Source organism: Candidatus Woesebacteria bacterium, assembly GCA_016700095.1.
Classification (GTDB): Bacteria; Patescibacteriota; Microgenomatia; order UBA8517; family UBA8517.
Genome location: CP065002.1, coordinates 716,187 through 733,262, shown reverse-complemented (window position 1 = coordinate 733,262; position 17,076 = coordinate 716,187). Strand labels below are relative to the sequence as shown.

Here is a 17,076-nt window from a genome sequence, read left to right as displayed (position 1 = left end):
CGTTAGATCACCAATCAATTGCTTTCTTCCCCAAAGCTTTTTTACTATTGATTTTTATATCTTCGACAAAGCTTTTATAAGTCAGGTTGTTTTTAAATTGGACATCCTTATTTTTGTTGAAAAACTCAAGAACGATATTCGGATTAATCCATGAAGTGTTTCGTGTTCCAAGATAATTAGAATATGATGAATATGCGGATTCCAAACTCTTTACCATTCCGAGGGGGTTAAGGTGGATGTAACGGGAAAGGTGAAGTAGATAGTGATCATCCGTAATAAGTGCAGCCTTATATCTTCCCTGGAACAAAGGCCCAATTCTATCGTAACGTTTATTAAAATACTGAGAGTATCTGGTTGAAACAGACTTCATGAAGTTTTGCATTGATGATATTTCAGTTTGTTGAACTACGAGATGAAAGTGATTTGGCATCAGGCAATAACAAACAAGCGATATTTTGTCAAAGTAATTATTTACCGGTCTAGGAATACCTTTAAAGGTCTGTCCTTTAAAGCTTACCTCAATTTTTTTAAATGATTTGGGAATGGGTTTGATCAAAGCATCTTTAAGATAACTCAAAAAGACGTGGTAATCTTTACTGTCAAGAAATATATGTTGTTTTGCCACACCTCTGTTATATATATGATAGTAACCACCCTTTACATAAGTTTTTAAAATATTTGGACTAGGCATAAATAATGTTACCTTTAAAGGACAGACCTTTCAAGGATTGGAAAGATTAATATTCGACGATATAGTCATATTATGGTTGACATCAACTCTCGAGAAAGTATTTCACAACTAGATCTGGAAAATGTTCTTGGTTCGGTTGAGGCACTACCCGATCAATGTCTCGACGCTTACGAAAAGGCTAATCTGGTTAATGTTCCGGAAGAATTTGGTAATATCGAAAACCTTGTTATGGCCGGTATGGGTGGATCGGGTCTTGGTGCCAGAGTGATTGAAAGTGTATATTTTGACACCAACAAATTTCCGCTTGTCCGGGTAAATGACTACAATATCCCCAATTTTGTTAACGAAAATTCGCTTGTAATATGCTCATCGTATTCAGGAACAACAGAAGAAACACTCGAAAACGTTCGACAAGCACTCGAAAGAAAAGCAAAATGGATGGCGATTGGAACCGGAGGTACGTTAATCGATGAAGCCAAAAAACACGGCGTTCCTTACTATCAGATTGATCCTAAATTTAATCCCTCCAATCAACCAAGAATGGCAATTGGATATTCAATTGTTGGTCAACTGGTATTGGCTTCAAAATTGGGATTATTTGATTTTACCAAAGATGATTTGGATCAACTTGTAATCGCAATGAAAAGTATATTGGAAAAAAACAGCATTGAAATTAATGAAGCCGACAACGCTGCCAAAAAACTGGCAAGGCTTATGTACTCAAAAAATATATTTTATATTTCAGCTAGTCATTTAACCGGTGCTACCCATACTATCAATAATCAACTCAACGAGAATGCCAAAACGTTTTCAGCCGACTTTACTATTCCTGAATTGAACCACCATTTAATGGAAGGCCTGATGCATCCATCCACTAATTCACAAAATCTTTTTATGTTATTTGTAAATTCCAACCTTTACTCCGATAAAATTAATAAACGATTCGGAATAACCAAAGACGTTGTGGAAAAAAATAACTTGAGTTTTTATCATTACACATGCACCGCGCAAACCAAGTTATCTCAGGCTTTTGAACTTATTCAGTTTGGTGCACTGGCAAATTTCTATTTATCGATGCTGTACGAACAAAATCCGGCTCCAATTCCGTGGGTTGACTATTTCAAAACCCGTATGGGGCAACCTTTGGGGAAAAATTAATAATCATCTTGCCAAAACTGAAATTATCTGCGAAGATGAGTATTAGCTGAAACTGCCTTATGTCGACTAAACCACTTATTGCCTTTTTTAGAGATATTGATAAAAACGATCTACCCATGGTTGGGGGAAAGGGCGCTAATCTTGGTGAGATGACTCAAGCGAAGTTTCCCGTTCCCGGTGGATTTGCGATAACCGTAGCTTCATACGAAATGTTTTTGGCGCATAACAATTTAGCAGATCAGATTGATCTTTTTCTCAAAGACCTTGATGTCGATGATTCCGACAGTCTCCAAAGGCAATCTAAAAAAATTCAGGATCTGATTATTCGTGCACCAATTCCGGATGAAATCGGCTTTGAGGTAAAAAGAGCTTATAAGAAATTATCACCGAGATTCAAAAAACAATTAGTTGCAGTTAGGTCATCGGCAACCGCCGAAGATTTACCGGGTGCATCATTTGCAGGACAACAAGCGACATTTTTAAATATCAAAGGAGATACCAATTTACTAATTGCTGTCAGGGAATGTTGGGCATCGCTTTTTACGGCTCGGGCAATCTTTTATCGTAAACAAAATAAAATAAGAAATGATCAGGTAAAAATTTCTGTCATTGTCCAGAAAATGGTCCAGTCAGATGTGAGCGGTGTAATGTTTTCAATTGATCCTGTCACAAATGACAAAGATCGAATTATTATCGAGGCAGTGTGGGGATTGGGTGAATTAATCGTTCAAGGATCGGTTTTACCCGATAGATACGTAGTACAAAAAGATACCTATGCAATTTTGTCCAAAGAAGTCTCCGAACAAAATGTCAGATTGATTAAAATAGGATCCAAAACGATCGAGCAAGAAGTACCCGCAAAAATTAAAGATAAGCAAAAAATATCAGACGACGAGGTTGTAGCTTTGGCTAAACTGGCAAATAAATTGCAAGAGCATTATTACTTCCCTCAAGATATCGAATGGGCAAAAGAAAAAAATGACTTATTTATAACGCAAACAAGGCCGGTAACGACGATACCCGATAAAAATAAAAAATCACATGATGATAAATCGACAAAACTCGCAGGAGGTGAAACTGTTAAGCATGGTGATTTGCCCATTCTCTCGGGTTCTTCGGCTAGCCCTGGAGTAGGAACGGGGCCGGCTAAAATTCTGAAAAGCCCTAAAGAAATTAATAAAGTTAAAGAAGGAGACGTGTTGGTTGCCGAGATGACTTCACCTGATTATGTGCCTGCCATGAAAAAGGCGAGTGCAATTGTGACCGACAAAGGAGGGATGACATCACATGCTGCAATAGTCTCAAGGGAATTGGGTATTCCGTGTGTGGTCGGTACCAACGACGCAACCAAAAAGCTCAAAGAAAATGACATTGTTACGGTTGATGGAACGACCGGGAATATCTATGTTGGTACGAAAGTTATACACAGCAAAGCACAAGAAGAAAGTAAAAATTACTACAAGGGACGCACGGCTACTAAGGTGTATGTAAATTTAGCCGAGGTTGAGATGGCAAAAAAAGGTGCTAAACTCAACGTCGATGGAGTTGGCCTTCTTCGTGCGGAGTTTATGATTGCCAACATCGGTATTCATCCCAAAGAAGCAATTAAACTAAAAAAGCAGGATGTATTTATTGAAAATCTTATCAAGGGCATGTCTACGTTTTGTTCTGCTTTCGGAACACGCCCAATTATTTATCGCGCAACCGATTTCAAGACTAATGAATATAGGTCGCTTCAGGGAGGAGAGTCTTGGGAGCCACAAGAACCAAATCCGATGTTGGGATTTAGGGGTGCATATCGCTATATTGCACAACCTGAAGTTTTCAATTTGGAGTTACAAGCTATCAAAGAGGTTCGCAAAATGCACAAAAATCTTTGGCTTGAAATCCCCTTTGTTAGATCTCCTGAAGAATTGGCAAAAGTACGACGGCTTGTCGCATCCAACGGCTTGTTTGAAGATACGAGTTTTAAGTTTTGGCTAATGGTTGAAATTCCGATAAATGTAATTCTTATTGATAAGTTTTTGGATGTTGGTGTTGATGGCATATCGTTTGGTTCCAATGATCTGACGATGCTTGTTACCGGTACGGACCGTGATAATGAAACGGTTGCCGCCGATTTCGACGAGAGATCTCCTGCAATTTCATGGGCGTTTAAAAGAGTAATAAAAGCTTGCAATAAACGCGGAGTAAGTTCGTCTATTTGTGGACAAGCGCCAAGTACGTATGATGATTTAGTTGAAGAACTAATTAGATACGGAATAACGAGCATTTCTGTTAATCCTGATGCTGTCGATAGGGTGAGAAATGTTATTCACGAAGCAGAAAGAAAGTTGGCTGTCGGGAAGTAACTCGAATTCTATGATTTATTGCGTTGTAATTGCCCACTTTTGTGGGTTTTTTGTTTCGACCAAAGTAACACATTGTACGCGGAATCAGCAATGGTACGACAAGCGTGAGGTTGTGGGTTAAATTTATTACGTTATAGGAAGCGATAAGTGCATTAATACGCATATAATAACAAATTCGATTATTGGATAAATAATATGTCTACAATAACAAAAATATGGGCACGAGAAATTCTTGATTCGCGTGGTGTTCCTACCGTCGAGGCGGCGTGCCAGTTGGGGACAGGTCATATTGCGGTTACCAGTGTACCCGCGGGTGTATCAACAGGGACACATGAGGCAGTTGAAATGCGCGATCTGGACGAAAAACGTTTTTTGGGCAAGGGTGTTTTGAAAGCTGTCAAAAATATTAACGACATTTTAGGACCAAGTTTAAGCGGTATGCCTGTCGAGAATCAAAACGCCATTGATGACAAACTCATTGCTCTTGATGGCTCGTCAAATAAATCGAAAATGGGATCTAATGCTATTCTCGCCGTGTCGCAAGTTGTTGCTAAAGTGGCGGCTTACGCCAACAACACGACTGTCTATCGGTGGATTGCTTCGCTTGCACAAGGAGTTGGATTATCTCCCGTAGTCCACGTACCTTCACCTATATTTAACATGGTTAATGGTGGACTGCACGGCTCCGGAAATTTGGATTTTCAGGAGTTTCAGGTAATTCCCGCGTCGAGCAAATCATACACAGAAGCTCTGCGAACAGGATCGGAAATATATATGACTCTTGGTAAAAATTTAGATCGACGAGGTGCAGTGCATTCGGTTGGTGATGAAGGTGGCTATGCTCCAAATCTATTTACGAATGCCGATGCTCTCGAAGTGGTTGTCGAATCAATTAAGGAAACCAACTATTCGCTTGGTCGAGATGTATTTCTCGGACTTGATGTGGCAGCTAGCGTATTTTATAAAAACGGAGAATACACCATACGGGACAAATCGACACCCCTTAAAGACGAAGGACTGATGGAATATTACAAAAGTATAAATAATCAGTATCACCTGGCGATTTTAGAGGACGCATTTCATGAAGATGCGTGGGACAGCTGGAAGAAATTGTATGCTGAAATGAAAGATCAGGTTACGATTGTCGGTGATGATTTACTTGCAACCAATCCCCAACGTGTTGCAAAAGCCATATCGGAAAAAGCGTGTGATGCAATACTTGTTAAACCAAATCAGATTGGGACAGTTACGGAAACACTAAAAGTAATTAAGCAAACCAGAGACGCAGGTTGGAAGGTTATCGTGTCTCACAGATCGGGGGAAACAAATGACTGGTTCATCGCAGATTTTGCGGTCGGGGTGGGTGCTGACTTTGTTAAATTTGGAGCACCGGCAAGAGGGGAGAGAGTTGAAAAATACAATCGCCTTCTTACTATCGAACAAGAATTGTTGAAACATTAACCCTTTCACGGTATTTCTTCTTTAATAAAAGGTGTCTATACTAAACCAAATGATAAATAAACATAAAAAATGTGTCGTATTGGCAATTCTTGACGGTTGGGGAATTGCATCGGAAGGACCGGGTAACGCCATAACTTTAGCCAATACTCCCAATATCGACCGATTGACACATTCCTTTCCACATACTGAGCTTTCTGCCTCGGGTGAAGCAGTCGGATTACCTCGAGGTGAAGATGGAAATACTGAAACCGGACACTTAAACATTGGAGCAGGGAGAATTGTTTATCAAGATCTTGAAAGAATAAATATGGCAATAGCTGAAGGATCCTTTTTTGACAACCAAGTCTTAAATGGCGCAATCGATCACGCCACAAAAAACAACTCCAATGTTCATTATATGGGTTTAATCGGCGCTGGCGGCGTCCATTCCGATATTCATCATTTATATGCACTCATTCAATTGGCAAAACGCAGAAATTTTGAAAGGGTGTATCTACATCTTTTTACAGACGGAAGAGATTCTCCCACAACTGCCGCAAAAACATATATTAATGAATTATACGAAGTATTGAACAAAGAACATATCGGAAAAGTAGCAACTTTGATGGGGAGATATTGGGCGATGGATCGAGATGAAAGATGGGATAGAACCAAAAAAGCTTACGAAGCGTTAACGGAAGGCAAAGGAGAGAAATATGTACATGTCATTGATGCCGTTGAAGCCTCATATAACAAAGGTAAAACCGATGAATTTATCGAGCCAAGTATCATTACCGATGACAAAGGTGATCCTGTGGCGATTATTAAAAACAATGACGCATTGGTATTTTTTAACTTCCGAATAGATCGGCCACGACAACTTACCAAAGCTTTCGTGCTTAAAGATTTCTCGAACGCTTCCGAACTTCACGAATTTGATCCGTATCGAATCGACTATGAAAATACTCACAATGAACGCCTGCGTGAAAAAATTAACACTTTTGACAGACGGATATTTTTATCAAATATTTATTTTTCAACCATGACACAATACAGTAAACCTATTGTGGAAGCAGGAGCGAAAGTTGCTTTCCCCCCTGTTCCCGTTGTGGATCCGCTTGGAAAAATAATATCCGAAAATAACTTGATGCAGCTGAGAATAACAGAATCGGAAAAAGAACGTTTTGTGACTTTTTATTTTAATGGCTTACAAGAAGAACCATACAAGGGCGAAAAACGGATAATTATCCAATCACCACAAGTTCCAACGTATGATCAAAAGCCGGAAATGTCGTCGCAGAAATTACTTGATACCCTGCTTAAGGAAATGACTACATGTAAGTATTCGTTGATAGTTGTTAATTTCCCGAATGTCGACATGGTTGGCCATACAGGCAATATCGGTCCTGCAGTTAAGGCTGTGGAGACGGTTGATTATTGTATTGGAAAAATTGCAAATTATGTTCTCGCGTATGATGGCGTACTCATTATTATTGCTGACCATGGCAATGCTGAAGAGATGATAAATCTAACAACAGGCGAGATCGATACCGAACATAGCACCAACAAGGTGCCGTTTATTGCCGTGGATGCAAAACTTATGGGGAAAAATATTACCTTGACTCCGGGGATTCTTGCTGATGTGGCACCTACAATTTTGTCGTTATTGAATATCACCATCCCCCAAGTAATGACAGGAAGGGATTTACTCAAAGGTCTTAAGGACTAATAAAAGTACCGGGTGGTATTAAAAAGAACTTTTCGTAAGTAGTCTATTCTTATTAAACGAAAACTTCTTGTAGAAGGCGTAGTTGAAGTAAGGACGTAGTCAAACTTATCCTTAGAAAAAATAGGTTTTTGAGCTGCATTTCATTTACTAGCTAAAGTTTGTTAAAAAAACAATTACCGATACTTCATTTTTGGGGGTTGCAATGACACAAATATTGTGTTATTTTTGCTTAATCTTCGAATTAGGGAAATCCGTTTTCAACAATAGACTTTTCTATTGGGAAAGGGGGTGATAAATAATGATGTACAGATTGAAAAAAGACCTAGGAGGATTGAAAAAGGGAACACAATTACAGTTTGTTTCAGGTGTGTTTGTGTCAGGCGACACTAGTTTTGACCCAATGGATGTATTGTCTGATGTAGATCACTTTGAGGAAGTTGACGCTCAAAACGTCGAGGAAGAGTTTTCGCTTTACGATACTCTTTAGTAATTGTTAAAGATATTAATTGCTTATCGATTATATTCATTATAAGCGGTAGGTGAAATAATATCGATGTTCTGTAGCGTTTGTCTAATTTAAAAAAAGAAGTTTAATTTTTATACTTTCTTATAAGCCCCACAACTTTTCCTTGAACTCTCACATTTTTAACAAATATTGGACTCATGCTTTGATTGGCGGGTTCCAATCGAATACGAGTTGCTTCTTTGAAAAATCTTTTGAGTGTTGCCATACCGTTATCAAGCAGTGCAACAACAATATCCCCGTTTTGTGCAATATCAGTTTGCTCGATGACAACATAATCTCCATCTCTGATTTGTGCTTCGATCATTGATTCACCCCTGACCTTGAGAACAAAGATACGCTTTTTGCTATCGGCAAAAGAGTTGGGAATTGAAATACTTGCATTGGGATCGGTATAAGGTTCAATTGGGGCTCCCGCTGCAATAAAACCAAGTATGGGAACTTCAAACTCTTTTTCAAGCAACTCCTCACCAACACCGACTAATTCTATCGATCGCGTTTTCCCACTTTTGCGTTTTATCAAACCTTTGTGTTCCAATGCGGTCAAATGCTCATGAACAGTAGCCAAAGATGAAACGTTGATGGCATCGGCGATATCACGAAGTGTGGGTGCAGATTTGTTTGTCTGTATAAACTGACGGATGAAATCGAGAATTTGTCCCTGACGTTTGTAAACTATTGGTGCCATATTTTTTTAAATCTTTAACACTCTTATTTATACAAATAAAACCCGAATTGGTCAAGAGGTAATTTAGCCTTGGATATTCGGGTTGTATTTGGTATTTGTTTCCGCTATTATGTAGAGTGTGCAAAAATTTAAATTAACATCAACTTATAAACCCACAAAAGAGCAATTGTCGGCTATAAAAAAACTTGAAATAGGAGTTAACAAAGGAGTTGACTATCAAGTTCTTTTGGGCGTTACGGGTTCAGGAAAAACATTTACGGTTGCAAATTTAATCGAAAAACTGCAAAAACCGACTTTGATAATTTCGCATAATAAAACATTAGCGGGTCAACTTTACCAGGAATTTAGGGATTTCTTTCCAGATAATTCGGTTAATTACTTCGTGAGTTATTATGACTATTATCAACCTGAAGCTTATATTCCCAGTACCGACACGTACATCGAGAAAGATGCCGGTATAAATGAACTAATCGATAAACTCCGTTTGGCTACAACCGCAAACTTATTAACCAGAAAGGATACGATTGTTGTAGCATCCGTATCGTGTATTTATAATATAGGATCACCAAAAGAGTATAAAAACTTCGTTTTTACCTTCAAAGTTGGAACCACAATATCGCGAGAAAACATTATTGATCGGTTAGTGGATTTGCAATATGACAGGGGAGACTTTGGATTTCATAGGGGCACATTTAGGGTCAAGGGGGATAGTATTGATATCTATCCTGCTTATCAGGATACAGGGTTTACAATAGAAATCGATCAAGGAAAAATTTGTAAAGTTAATTCCATCGATCCGGTTAGTGGTGAAATAATAGAAAAAGACAGTAAAGATACCTTCTTTTTGTATCCTGCGAAACACTTTATGACTGATACATCAGAGCACGAGGAAACATTTAAAAAGATATTTGCCGATTTGGACAAGCAGGTCAAATTGCTTAAAGACAATGGCAAAGAACTGGAGGCGCACAGATTAAAGCAAAAAGTAACATATGAAATGGAAATGCTAAAGGAAGTAGGATATGTAAAAGGAATTGAAAATTATTCGATGTATTTTGACAAAAGAAAACCGGGAGATCCGCCTTTTACCTTACTTGATTACTTCAAAGAACCTTTTGGGAAAGATTGGTTGGTAATAGTAGATGAAAGTCATATCACATTTCCTCAAGTACGAGGTATGTATCAAGGAGATAGGGCGAGAAAAACAACCTTGGTTGACTATGGATTTCGTCTGCCTTCGTCTTTTGATAACCGTCCTTTGACATTTGACGAATTTATGCGGCGAATTCCTAACTTTATCGCTACAACAGCTACGCCATCGGAGTGGGAATTGTCGATTGCCAAACATTCTGCCGGAGAAAAAAACGAGGGAAATGGCGTCGTTGAACAACTTATGCGGCCAACCGGTATCCCCGATCCCTTAGTGGAAATAAGACCGGTGGGAACGCAAGTTAAAGACGTTATTAAAGAAGTTAAAAAAAGGGCGTCAATGAAAGTGAAAGAACGGTCGCTAATTACCACACTTACAAAACGAACGGCTGAAGACTTGGCGGGCTATTTAAATGACCAAGGCTTGAAAGTGCACTATTTACATTCCGATGTAAAAACTCTTGAACGAGGCGATATTTTGGATGACTTAAGAAAAGGTACATACGATTGTTTAATCGGAGTTAATTTGTTGCGCGAAGGGTTGGATTTACCTGAAGTATCTTTAGTTGCGATACTCGATGCCGACAAAGAAGGCTTTTTAAGAAGCGAAGTTTCGCTTATACAAACAATGGGGCGAGCGGCAAGACATGTGGACGGAAAGGTTATCTTATACGCCGATAAAATTACAGGGTCGATGGAAAGAGCGTTAGGTGAAGTGCGAAGGCGCAGAGAATATCAACTATATATGAACAAAAAGTTAGGTATCAAACCGACACCGATAAAAAAACCTATTCGCGAAAGGTTAATTGACATGGACAAAAATAGCGAGCTCGAGGTGTTGTTTGACAAAGATTTTGGCAAGACTACTTTACCGGAAATAGACAAAGAGAGTCTCACTCCGGTTGACAGGCGTAAATTAACGCGTAAACTACGCACTGAGATGAGGTTGGCGGCAAAAGATTTGAATTTTGAATTTGCGGCAGAAATTAGAGATCGAATACGGCTACTTGAAAGTTAGCTAGATAAATTAGCCTTACTATAATGAATGACAAAATAATAATTAAAGGTGCACGAGTACATAATCTAAAAAATGTAGATCTCGATGTACCCAAAAATAAATTGGTAGTATTTACCGGTGTGTCGGGGAGCGGAAAAAGTTCATTAGCATATGACACGATTTATGCCGAAGGCCAAAGAAGATATGTGGAGAGTCTCTCTACGTATGCCAGGCAGTTTCTTGGTGTTATGGAAAAACCCGATGTAGATTTAATTGAAGGACTTTCCCCCGCTATATCAATAGATCAGAAAGCCGCATCGAGAAATCCAAGGTCAACAGTCGGAACGGTTACCGAAGTTTATGATTATTTAAGACTACTCTTCGCGCGTATTGGTCACCCGCATTGTCCGGTTTGTCAAAGAGAAATAAGCACACAAAGTATTGATCAGATTGTCGATGCCATCATGAAGATGATACTTGATACCACCAAAAAGGAAAAAATTATTAAGCTTATGATTTTTGCTCCCGTTGTAAGAGACAAAAAGGGTGAATTTGGATCCCTATTCTCGAATTTAAAAGCCAAAGGATTTAAAAAAGTGAGAGTGGATAAGACGATTAAAGACTTGGGTGAAGATTTTGTGCTTATAAAAACCAACAAACATACCATCGAAGCCATGGTTGATAAAATTTCCATATCACACAAGGATTTGAAAGAAGAAATATTTCAAAGCAGTTTTAAAGGGAGACTGACCGATTCGGTGGAGCAAGCATTAAAATTGACCGATGGACTAGTTATCGTTTCCAAAATACTCGATAAAACGTTTGACATACCCGAGTATCCTACAAGTTTCGAAGACCATTTGTATTCACAGAGTTTTGCATGTCCTTATGACAATATACAAATTCCGGAAGTGGAACCAAGAACTTTTTCATTTAACTCACCACACGGAGCTTGTTCCAAGTGTTTCGGGATAGGTCGATTACAAAAAATCGCCCCTGATAGACTATTTGCACATGATATTTCAATTATGGAAGGAGCGATACTTCCTTTCTCGAATATATTTGAAAATCAAACATGGTATTCAAGGCTAATGCTTACAGTTTGTGAAAAAAACGGCATTAATCCAAGAATTCCGTTTAAAAATCTTTCACCGGAAAATGTTGATGTGTTGTTACATGGCACAGGAGACCGGGAATATAAGGTTGAGGGTAAAAACAGATTTGGGAAAAATACTTACATTTATGAAACGTTTACGGGAATTATTACCGAATTAACCAACCGATATAAAGCAACGGAAAGCACCTGGGTTAAACAAGAGATTGAGAAATATATGCGCGAAAAAACTTGTGAAGAATGTAATGGTAAACGTCTGTCGAAAGAAGCTTTGTCGGTTACGATTTGGGGTTTGTCTATAGCCGAAGTTACGAACATGTCGATTACTCAGTGCGTCGAATGGATCCACGGTCTATCTCAAAAAGAAACTTTATTAAATACAAGAGAACTCGAGATTGGGGATTTAATATTAAAAGAAATTTCCAATCGTCTTTCGTTTCTAATTTCGGTCGGTTTAGAGTATTTGACGCTCGATCGATCCGCCGCCACTTTGTCCTCAGGTGAAGCGCAAAGAATACGACTAGCAAGTCAAATTGGGTCGGGACTTACGGGAGTACTTTATGTTCTCGATGAGCCGACAATCGGTTTACATATGCGTGATAATCAAAAATTAATTGACACGTTAAAAAAATTAAGAGACTTGGGGAATACGGTTATTGTGGTTGAACACGATGATGAAATGATGAAACAGTCGGACTATATCGTTGACTTTGGACCAGGTGCAGGAAAACTTGGCGGGCGAGTTATAGCTCAGGGCACGTGCGAAGAAATAGTGAAAGACAAAAATTCCATTACAGGTGATTATTTGTCAGGGAAGAAAAAAATTACACACACAAAAAAGTTATTCCTCGAATTGGGCAGCAAATCACTTAAATTGACAGGAGCATCTCAGTTTAATTTAAAGAACATTGATGTTGAATTTCCGCTTGCAAAATTAGTCGTTCTAACGGGAGTGTCGGGAAGTGGAAAATCAACACTATTGGTCGAAACACTTTATCCGGCTCTTCAGAACGAATTATCACATTATTACAAGGAAGATTTGCCTAAATATACGGGTATCGAGGGAGTGGAAAATGTCGATAAGGTAGTGTTAATCAATCAATCTCCGATTGGTAGAACACCGCGAAGTAACCCGGCAACGTATACGAAAGTTTTCGATAATATTCGCGATGTCTTTGCCAACACCAGATCGGCAAAGACGTTTGGTTACAAAAAGGGGCGGTTTTCATTTAATATAAAAAGCGGTAGGTGTGAAGCCTGTGAAGGTCAGGGGCAAAACAGAATAGAAATGCAGTTTATGAGCGATATTTGGGTAACTTGCGATGTTTGTAAAGGTACTCGTTATAATTCGCAGACGCTTGAGGTAGAGTATCGAGGTAAAAATATAGCTCAAATATTAAGTATGACGATAGACGAGTCGGCTGAATTTTTCCATGCACATCCTGCAATTTTATCAAAACTTGAAACTTTGCAGGCCGTAGGGCTTGGTTACATGGAACTTGGTCAATCAGCGACAACACTTTCGGGTGGAGAAGCACAAAGAGTGAAGTTGTCGGCGGAACTGGCCAAAAGACAAACGGGTAAAACAATTTATATTCTCGATGAACCCACGACCGGACTGCATTTTGCAGATATTGAAAAGTTGCTTAACGTATTACGACTACTGGTCGAGAAAGGAAATACGGTTGTTGTTATCGAACACAATATTGATGTAATTAAAAATGCCGATTGGATAATTGATCTTGGTCCGGAAGGTGGCGATAGAGGCGGACAAATAGTTTATTCTGGACCTTACGAGAATTTGAAATCAGCAAAAAACTCATATACAGCCCAGTATATTAAATGACGACATCTTAATTTCACACGTAAATATTCAATAACATTCAGGAAGCTTATATTAACTTACACTTCAACCACAGCATATTGCCAACTTTTTAAGCTGTCCGGTTTTAATACACTTCGAAAATTAATAAAGAAAAATTTAGCTTTACAATAAGGTATACTTTATGAGTCTATGTTGAAAAATATATTACTAACGCTAATTGCACTTGCCGTGTTTGCATTTCCAAAACAGGTATATGGCGATGAATCGTTTAAGGTTAACTCGTTTGTTGTTTATGACATCAAAGAAGACGGCTTGGTAAAAGTTTCACACATGGTTAGTATCGAGAATTTACGCTCGGATGTCCATGCAGAGAAATTTAAATTAACGCTTGAGAGCTTGTCACCGGAAAATATTAAAGCAAGCCAAAATGGTAAGGAAATTGATATTAAGGTTGAAAGTGATGTCGGCGGTACAACTATCGACGTTGTTTTTGATGAATACATTGTCGGTTTAGGAAAAACACGTGAGTTTACTATTCTTTACGACGATCGTAATTTAGCCATACAAAAAGGTGAGATATGGGAAGTAACTATTCCTAAACTTAAAGATTACGATACTTTTGATAACTATGATGTAGAGCTGGTTATTCCCGATACTTGGGGATCGAAAGCATATATTTCACCGGAACCGCGTCTAACCAATACTATTGCCGGCAAAAATGTATTCGAATTTGGGAAAGAAGATGTAGTAAAAAGTGGTATTACAGCGGGTTTTGGAAAATTTCAGGTATTCACATTTTCACTCGCTTATCATTTGGAAAATCCGATAAACAAGGCAACTTCAATTGATATAGCACTTCCTCCCGATAATTCAATACAAAGAATGTACTATACGAAAATTGATCCACAACCAACAACGATTCGTATTGATGATGATGGCAATTGGTTGGCGCAATTCGAATTACAACCACGCCAGCGGTTGGATGTTAATGTCCTGGGATCTGTCGAAATATTTGCTGTTCCCAAACCGCACATGACATTTTCATCCGATACACTTGCCCAAAACTTAAAGGCAACTCAATATTGGCAGAGTGATAATCCAGAAATTGTAAAATTGGCCAAATCTTTAAAGACTCCGGAGGCAATTTATAACTATGTTGTAAATACTCTTTATTACGATTATGAAAGGGTATTACCTAATGTATCCCGACTAGGAGCTGTTGAAGCGCTCAGTAATCCCGACTCTGCTATATGTATGGAATTCACGGATTTATTTATAGCATTAGCGCGGGCAGCTGGAATACCTGCCCGTGAAGTAAACGGCTATGCGTATACGGAAAATCCTGAAATTGAACCACTGTCATTAGTTGCCGACGTGTTGCATTCTTGGCCTGAATATTGGGATGAAGTATCAAAAGTTTGGGTGCCAATCGATCCTACGTGGGGTTCAACCACAGGTGGGGTTGATTATTTTACGAAGTTAGATTTGCGCCATTTTGCCTTTGTTATACACGGAGTTAACGACCGTGAACCATTCCCCCCAGGATCGTATAAATTGGGTCCTAATCCTCAAAAGGATGTCTGGGTGAACTTCGGACAACTACCGCAAGATCGGGAGAATAATTTGCAAATAAAAGCTTCGAGAACAAAGGTTGTCCCGTTTTTGGGTAGCAGTGCGCTGGTAACAGTTTACAACCCAGGTCCGAAGGCCGAATACAATTTGTCATATAAGGTTAGTCTCGATGATAATTCATTGGACAATAGAATAGTCGAAGTAATACCGCCGTTTAGTGAAGTGGTGTTTAAAACAAAAATTCCCTATGGAGTTCTTGGTTTTAATACACCCGACATGTTGTCGGTTACGGTACAAGACATTGATTTAAGTATCCCTACTTATAAATATATCGTAGTCATTATTAATTTAACAATTATATCGTCTATCCTTCTTATTTTTATCTTAATATTACTTGTAAAAATGGGTAAATTAAAACTACATATTATTCATAAATTTAGAAAATAAATTATTAAGTTCCCACATATGCTCGTAAACGCAAAGTATATTATTAAGAAAAAATCGTTCCTAAAAAGTCTACCTACTACGCCGGGTGTGTATTTCTTTCAAGATAAAGATGGGAAAATAAGATATATCGGAAAAGCAAAAAATCTATATAACCGGGTGTCTACTTATTTTCTCGGAAGCATTGAAGGAAAGACTAAAATTATGGTAGGGGGATCTTATAAAATTTCATATATTGAAGTGGCAAGTGAACTAGAGGCGTTACTTCTGGAGGCCAAATTAGTTAGGAAATATAAACCTCAATATAATTTTGAATTACGCGATGACAAGAATCCGCTATATATAAAAATTACAAAAGAAAAATATCCAAGAGTATTGACTGCACGAAAAATTGACGAGAGCGAACACTTAATTTCGTTTTACGGACCGTTTCCATCGGGAGAAAATGTCCGGGTGATACTTAGACTACTAAAGCGGGTATTTCCTTTTTCAAATCACGTACTGGAAAAAAGAGCTTGCTTGGATAGTCAAATAGGGTTATGTAATCCGTGTCCGAACGACATAAATATTCAAAACGATATAAAGTTAATAAAAGAATTAACTCGTAAATACACAACAAACATCCGCTTAATTAAAAAAGTACTTGATGGCAATATTGACAAGGTAAGAAATGAATTAGAGAAAACTATGAAAGTATTTGCCGACAAAGAAATGTATGAGGAAGCGTTTAAAGTCAAAGAAGTATTAGATAAGTTAGAATACATTACTCAACCGATAATTAATATCGATAAATACCTTATTAACCCAAACTTCATAGAAGACATAAGACGACAAGAGGGTGAAAGCCTAAATAATATTTTACAAGAAAATGGAGTAAGCATCGACAAATTGCATCGTATCGAATGTTTTGATGTTGCCCACATTTCAGGTGTGAATGCGACTGCCTCAATGGTGACGTTTATCGATGGCGTGTCGGAAAAAAAGTTATACCGGCATTTTAAAATTCGGCAAGACAAAAAAACGAGTGATACCGATTCAATGAAAGAAATTGCACGAAGGAGAAAGGCTAGACTTCGTGATTGGGGTACACCTGATCTGATCGTAGTTGATGGTGGAAAAGGGCAAGTTAGTGTTTTTTGTGACGTGTTTTCCGACACGAAAATTCAAATAGTAGGTCTTGCAAAAAGATACGAAACACTTGTGATCAAAAATACTCAAAAACCAGCACAATATAATCTTGTTAAACTACCCAAGGGGCCTGCATTAAATTTACTACAACGACTTCGAGACGAAGCACATCGTTTTGCAAGAAGGTATCATCATCTGCTGGTTGCACATGACATTCACAAGTAATGAGTTAGTAATTAATAGGTGTCTGATACAATAAACTAGGAC

The 17,076-nt window shown here is 38.3% G+C and carries 11 protein-coding genes; 9 read left to right on the top strand and 2 right to left on the bottom strand.

The window, feature by feature from the left end:
- Nucleotides 1-7: 7 nt before the first annotated feature.
- On the bottom strand, nt 8-691 hold the full coding sequence (locus IPM62_03705; protein ID QQS38461.1) for a transposase: 684 nt from the start codon (nt 689-691) through the stop codon (nt 8-10).
- Nucleotides 692-763: 72 nt separating this feature from the next.
- Here IPM62_03705 and IPM62_03700 point away from each other — a divergent pair, with 72 nt between their 5' ends.
- The 5 genes from IPM62_03700 (at nt 764) to IPM62_03680 (ending at nt 7,856) form a co-directional block, all read left to right on the top strand.
- The gene (locus IPM62_03700; protein QQS38460.1) at nt 764-1,849 is read left to right on the top strand and encodes a hypothetical protein; all 1,086 of its coding nucleotides are present in this window, start codon (nt 764-766) and stop codon (nt 1,847-1,849) included.
- Between the two features lie 59 nt (nt 1,850-1,908).
- Nucleotides 1,909-4,200 (top strand): phosphoenolpyruvate synthase, encoded by a 2,292-nt coding sequence (gene ppsA / locus IPM62_03695; protein QQS38459.1) that lies wholly within the window; start codon nt 1,909-1,911, stop codon nt 4,198-4,200.
- Between the two features lie 195 nt (nt 4,201-4,395).
- Nucleotides 4,396-5,661, top strand: coding sequence for a phosphopyruvate hydratase (eno, locus tag IPM62_03690; protein QQS38458.1), 1,266 nt, complete (start codon nt 4,396-4,398; stop codon nt 5,659-5,661).
- A gap of 49 nt (nt 5,662-5,710) precedes the next feature.
- Nucleotides 5,711-7,369, top strand: coding sequence for a 2,3-bisphosphoglycerate-independent phosphoglycerate mutase (locus IPM62_03685; GenBank protein QQS38457.1), 1,659 nt, complete (start codon nt 5,711-5,713; stop codon nt 7,367-7,369).
- A gap of 298 nt (nt 7,370-7,667) precedes the next feature.
- On the top strand, nt 7,668-7,856 hold the full coding sequence (locus IPM62_03680; GenBank protein QQS38456.1) for a hypothetical protein: 189 nt from the start codon (nt 7,668-7,670) through the stop codon (nt 7,854-7,856).
- A 103-nt stretch (nt 7,857-7,959) separates the two neighbouring features.
- Here the strand turns inward: IPM62_03680 and lexA are convergent, their stop codons facing one another.
- Nucleotides 7,960-8,580: a transcriptional repressor LexA gene (gene lexA, locus IPM62_03675; protein ID QQS38455.1), complete on the bottom strand. Its 621-nt coding sequence runs from the start codon at nt 8,578-8,580 to the stop codon at nt 7,960-7,962.
- A 118-nt stretch (nt 8,581-8,698) separates the two neighbouring features.
- Here lexA and uvrB point away from each other — a divergent pair, with 118 nt between their 5' ends.
- The 4 genes from uvrB (at nt 8,699) to IPM62_03655 (ending at nt 17,034) form a co-directional block, all read left to right on the top strand.
- A complete protein-coding gene (uvrB, locus tag IPM62_03670; GenBank protein ID QQS38454.1) occupies nt 8,699-10,747 on the top strand; it encodes an excinuclease ABC subunit UvrB in 2,049 nt (682 codons plus the stop codon).
- 23 nt (nt 10,748-10,770) lie between these two features.
- Nucleotides 10,771-13,686, top strand: a complete 2,916-nt coding sequence (uvrA, locus tag IPM62_03665) for an excinuclease ABC subunit UvrA (GenBank protein QQS38453.1) — start codon at nt 10,771-10,773, stop codon at nt 13,684-13,686.
- A 168-nt stretch (nt 13,687-13,854) separates the two neighbouring features.
- Nucleotides 13,855-15,684, top strand: coding sequence for a transglutaminase domain-containing protein (locus IPM62_03660; protein QQS38452.1), 1,830 nt, complete (start codon nt 13,855-13,857; stop codon nt 15,682-15,684).
- 18 nt (nt 15,685-15,702) lie between these two features.
- Nucleotides 15,703-17,034 (top strand): GIY-YIG nuclease family protein, encoded by a 1,332-nt coding sequence (locus IPM62_03655; protein QQS38451.1) that lies wholly within the window; start codon nt 15,703-15,705, stop codon nt 17,032-17,034.
- Nucleotides 17,035-17,076 lie beyond the last annotated feature (42 nt).

Coding starts and splice junctions, on each gene's coding strand:
- IPM62_03705 (QQS38461.1), bottom strand. CDS start 691: ATGCCTAGTCCAAATATTTTAAAAACTTATGTAAAGGGTGGTTACTAT.
- IPM62_03700 (QQS38460.1), top strand. CDS start 764: ATGGTTGACATCAACTCTCGAGAAAGTATTTCACAACTAGATCTGGAA.
- ppsA (QQS38459.1), top strand. CDS start 1,909: ATGTCGACTAAACCACTTATTGCCTTTTTTAGAGATATTGATAAAAAC.
- eno (QQS38458.1), top strand. CDS start 4,396: ATGTCTACAATAACAAAAATATGGGCACGAGAAATTCTTGATTCGCGT.
- IPM62_03685 (QQS38457.1), top strand. CDS start 5,711: ATGATAAATAAACATAAAAAATGTGTCGTATTGGCAATTCTTGACGGT.
- IPM62_03680 (QQS38456.1), top strand. CDS start 7,668: ATGATGTACAGATTGAAAAAAGACCTAGGAGGATTGAAAAAGGGAACA.
- lexA (QQS38455.1), bottom strand. CDS start 8,580: ATGGCACCAATAGTTTACAAACGTCAGGGACAAATTCTCGATTTCATC.
- uvrA (QQS38453.1), top strand. CDS start 10,771: ATGAATGACAAAATAATAATTAAAGGTGCACGAGTACATAATCTAAAA.
- IPM62_03660 (QQS38452.1), top strand. CDS start 13,855: ATGTTGAAAAATATATTACTAACGCTAATTGCACTTGCCGTGTTTGCA.
- IPM62_03655 (QQS38451.1), top strand. CDS start 15,703: ATGCTCGTAAACGCAAAGTATATTATTAAGAAAAAATCGTTCCTAAAA.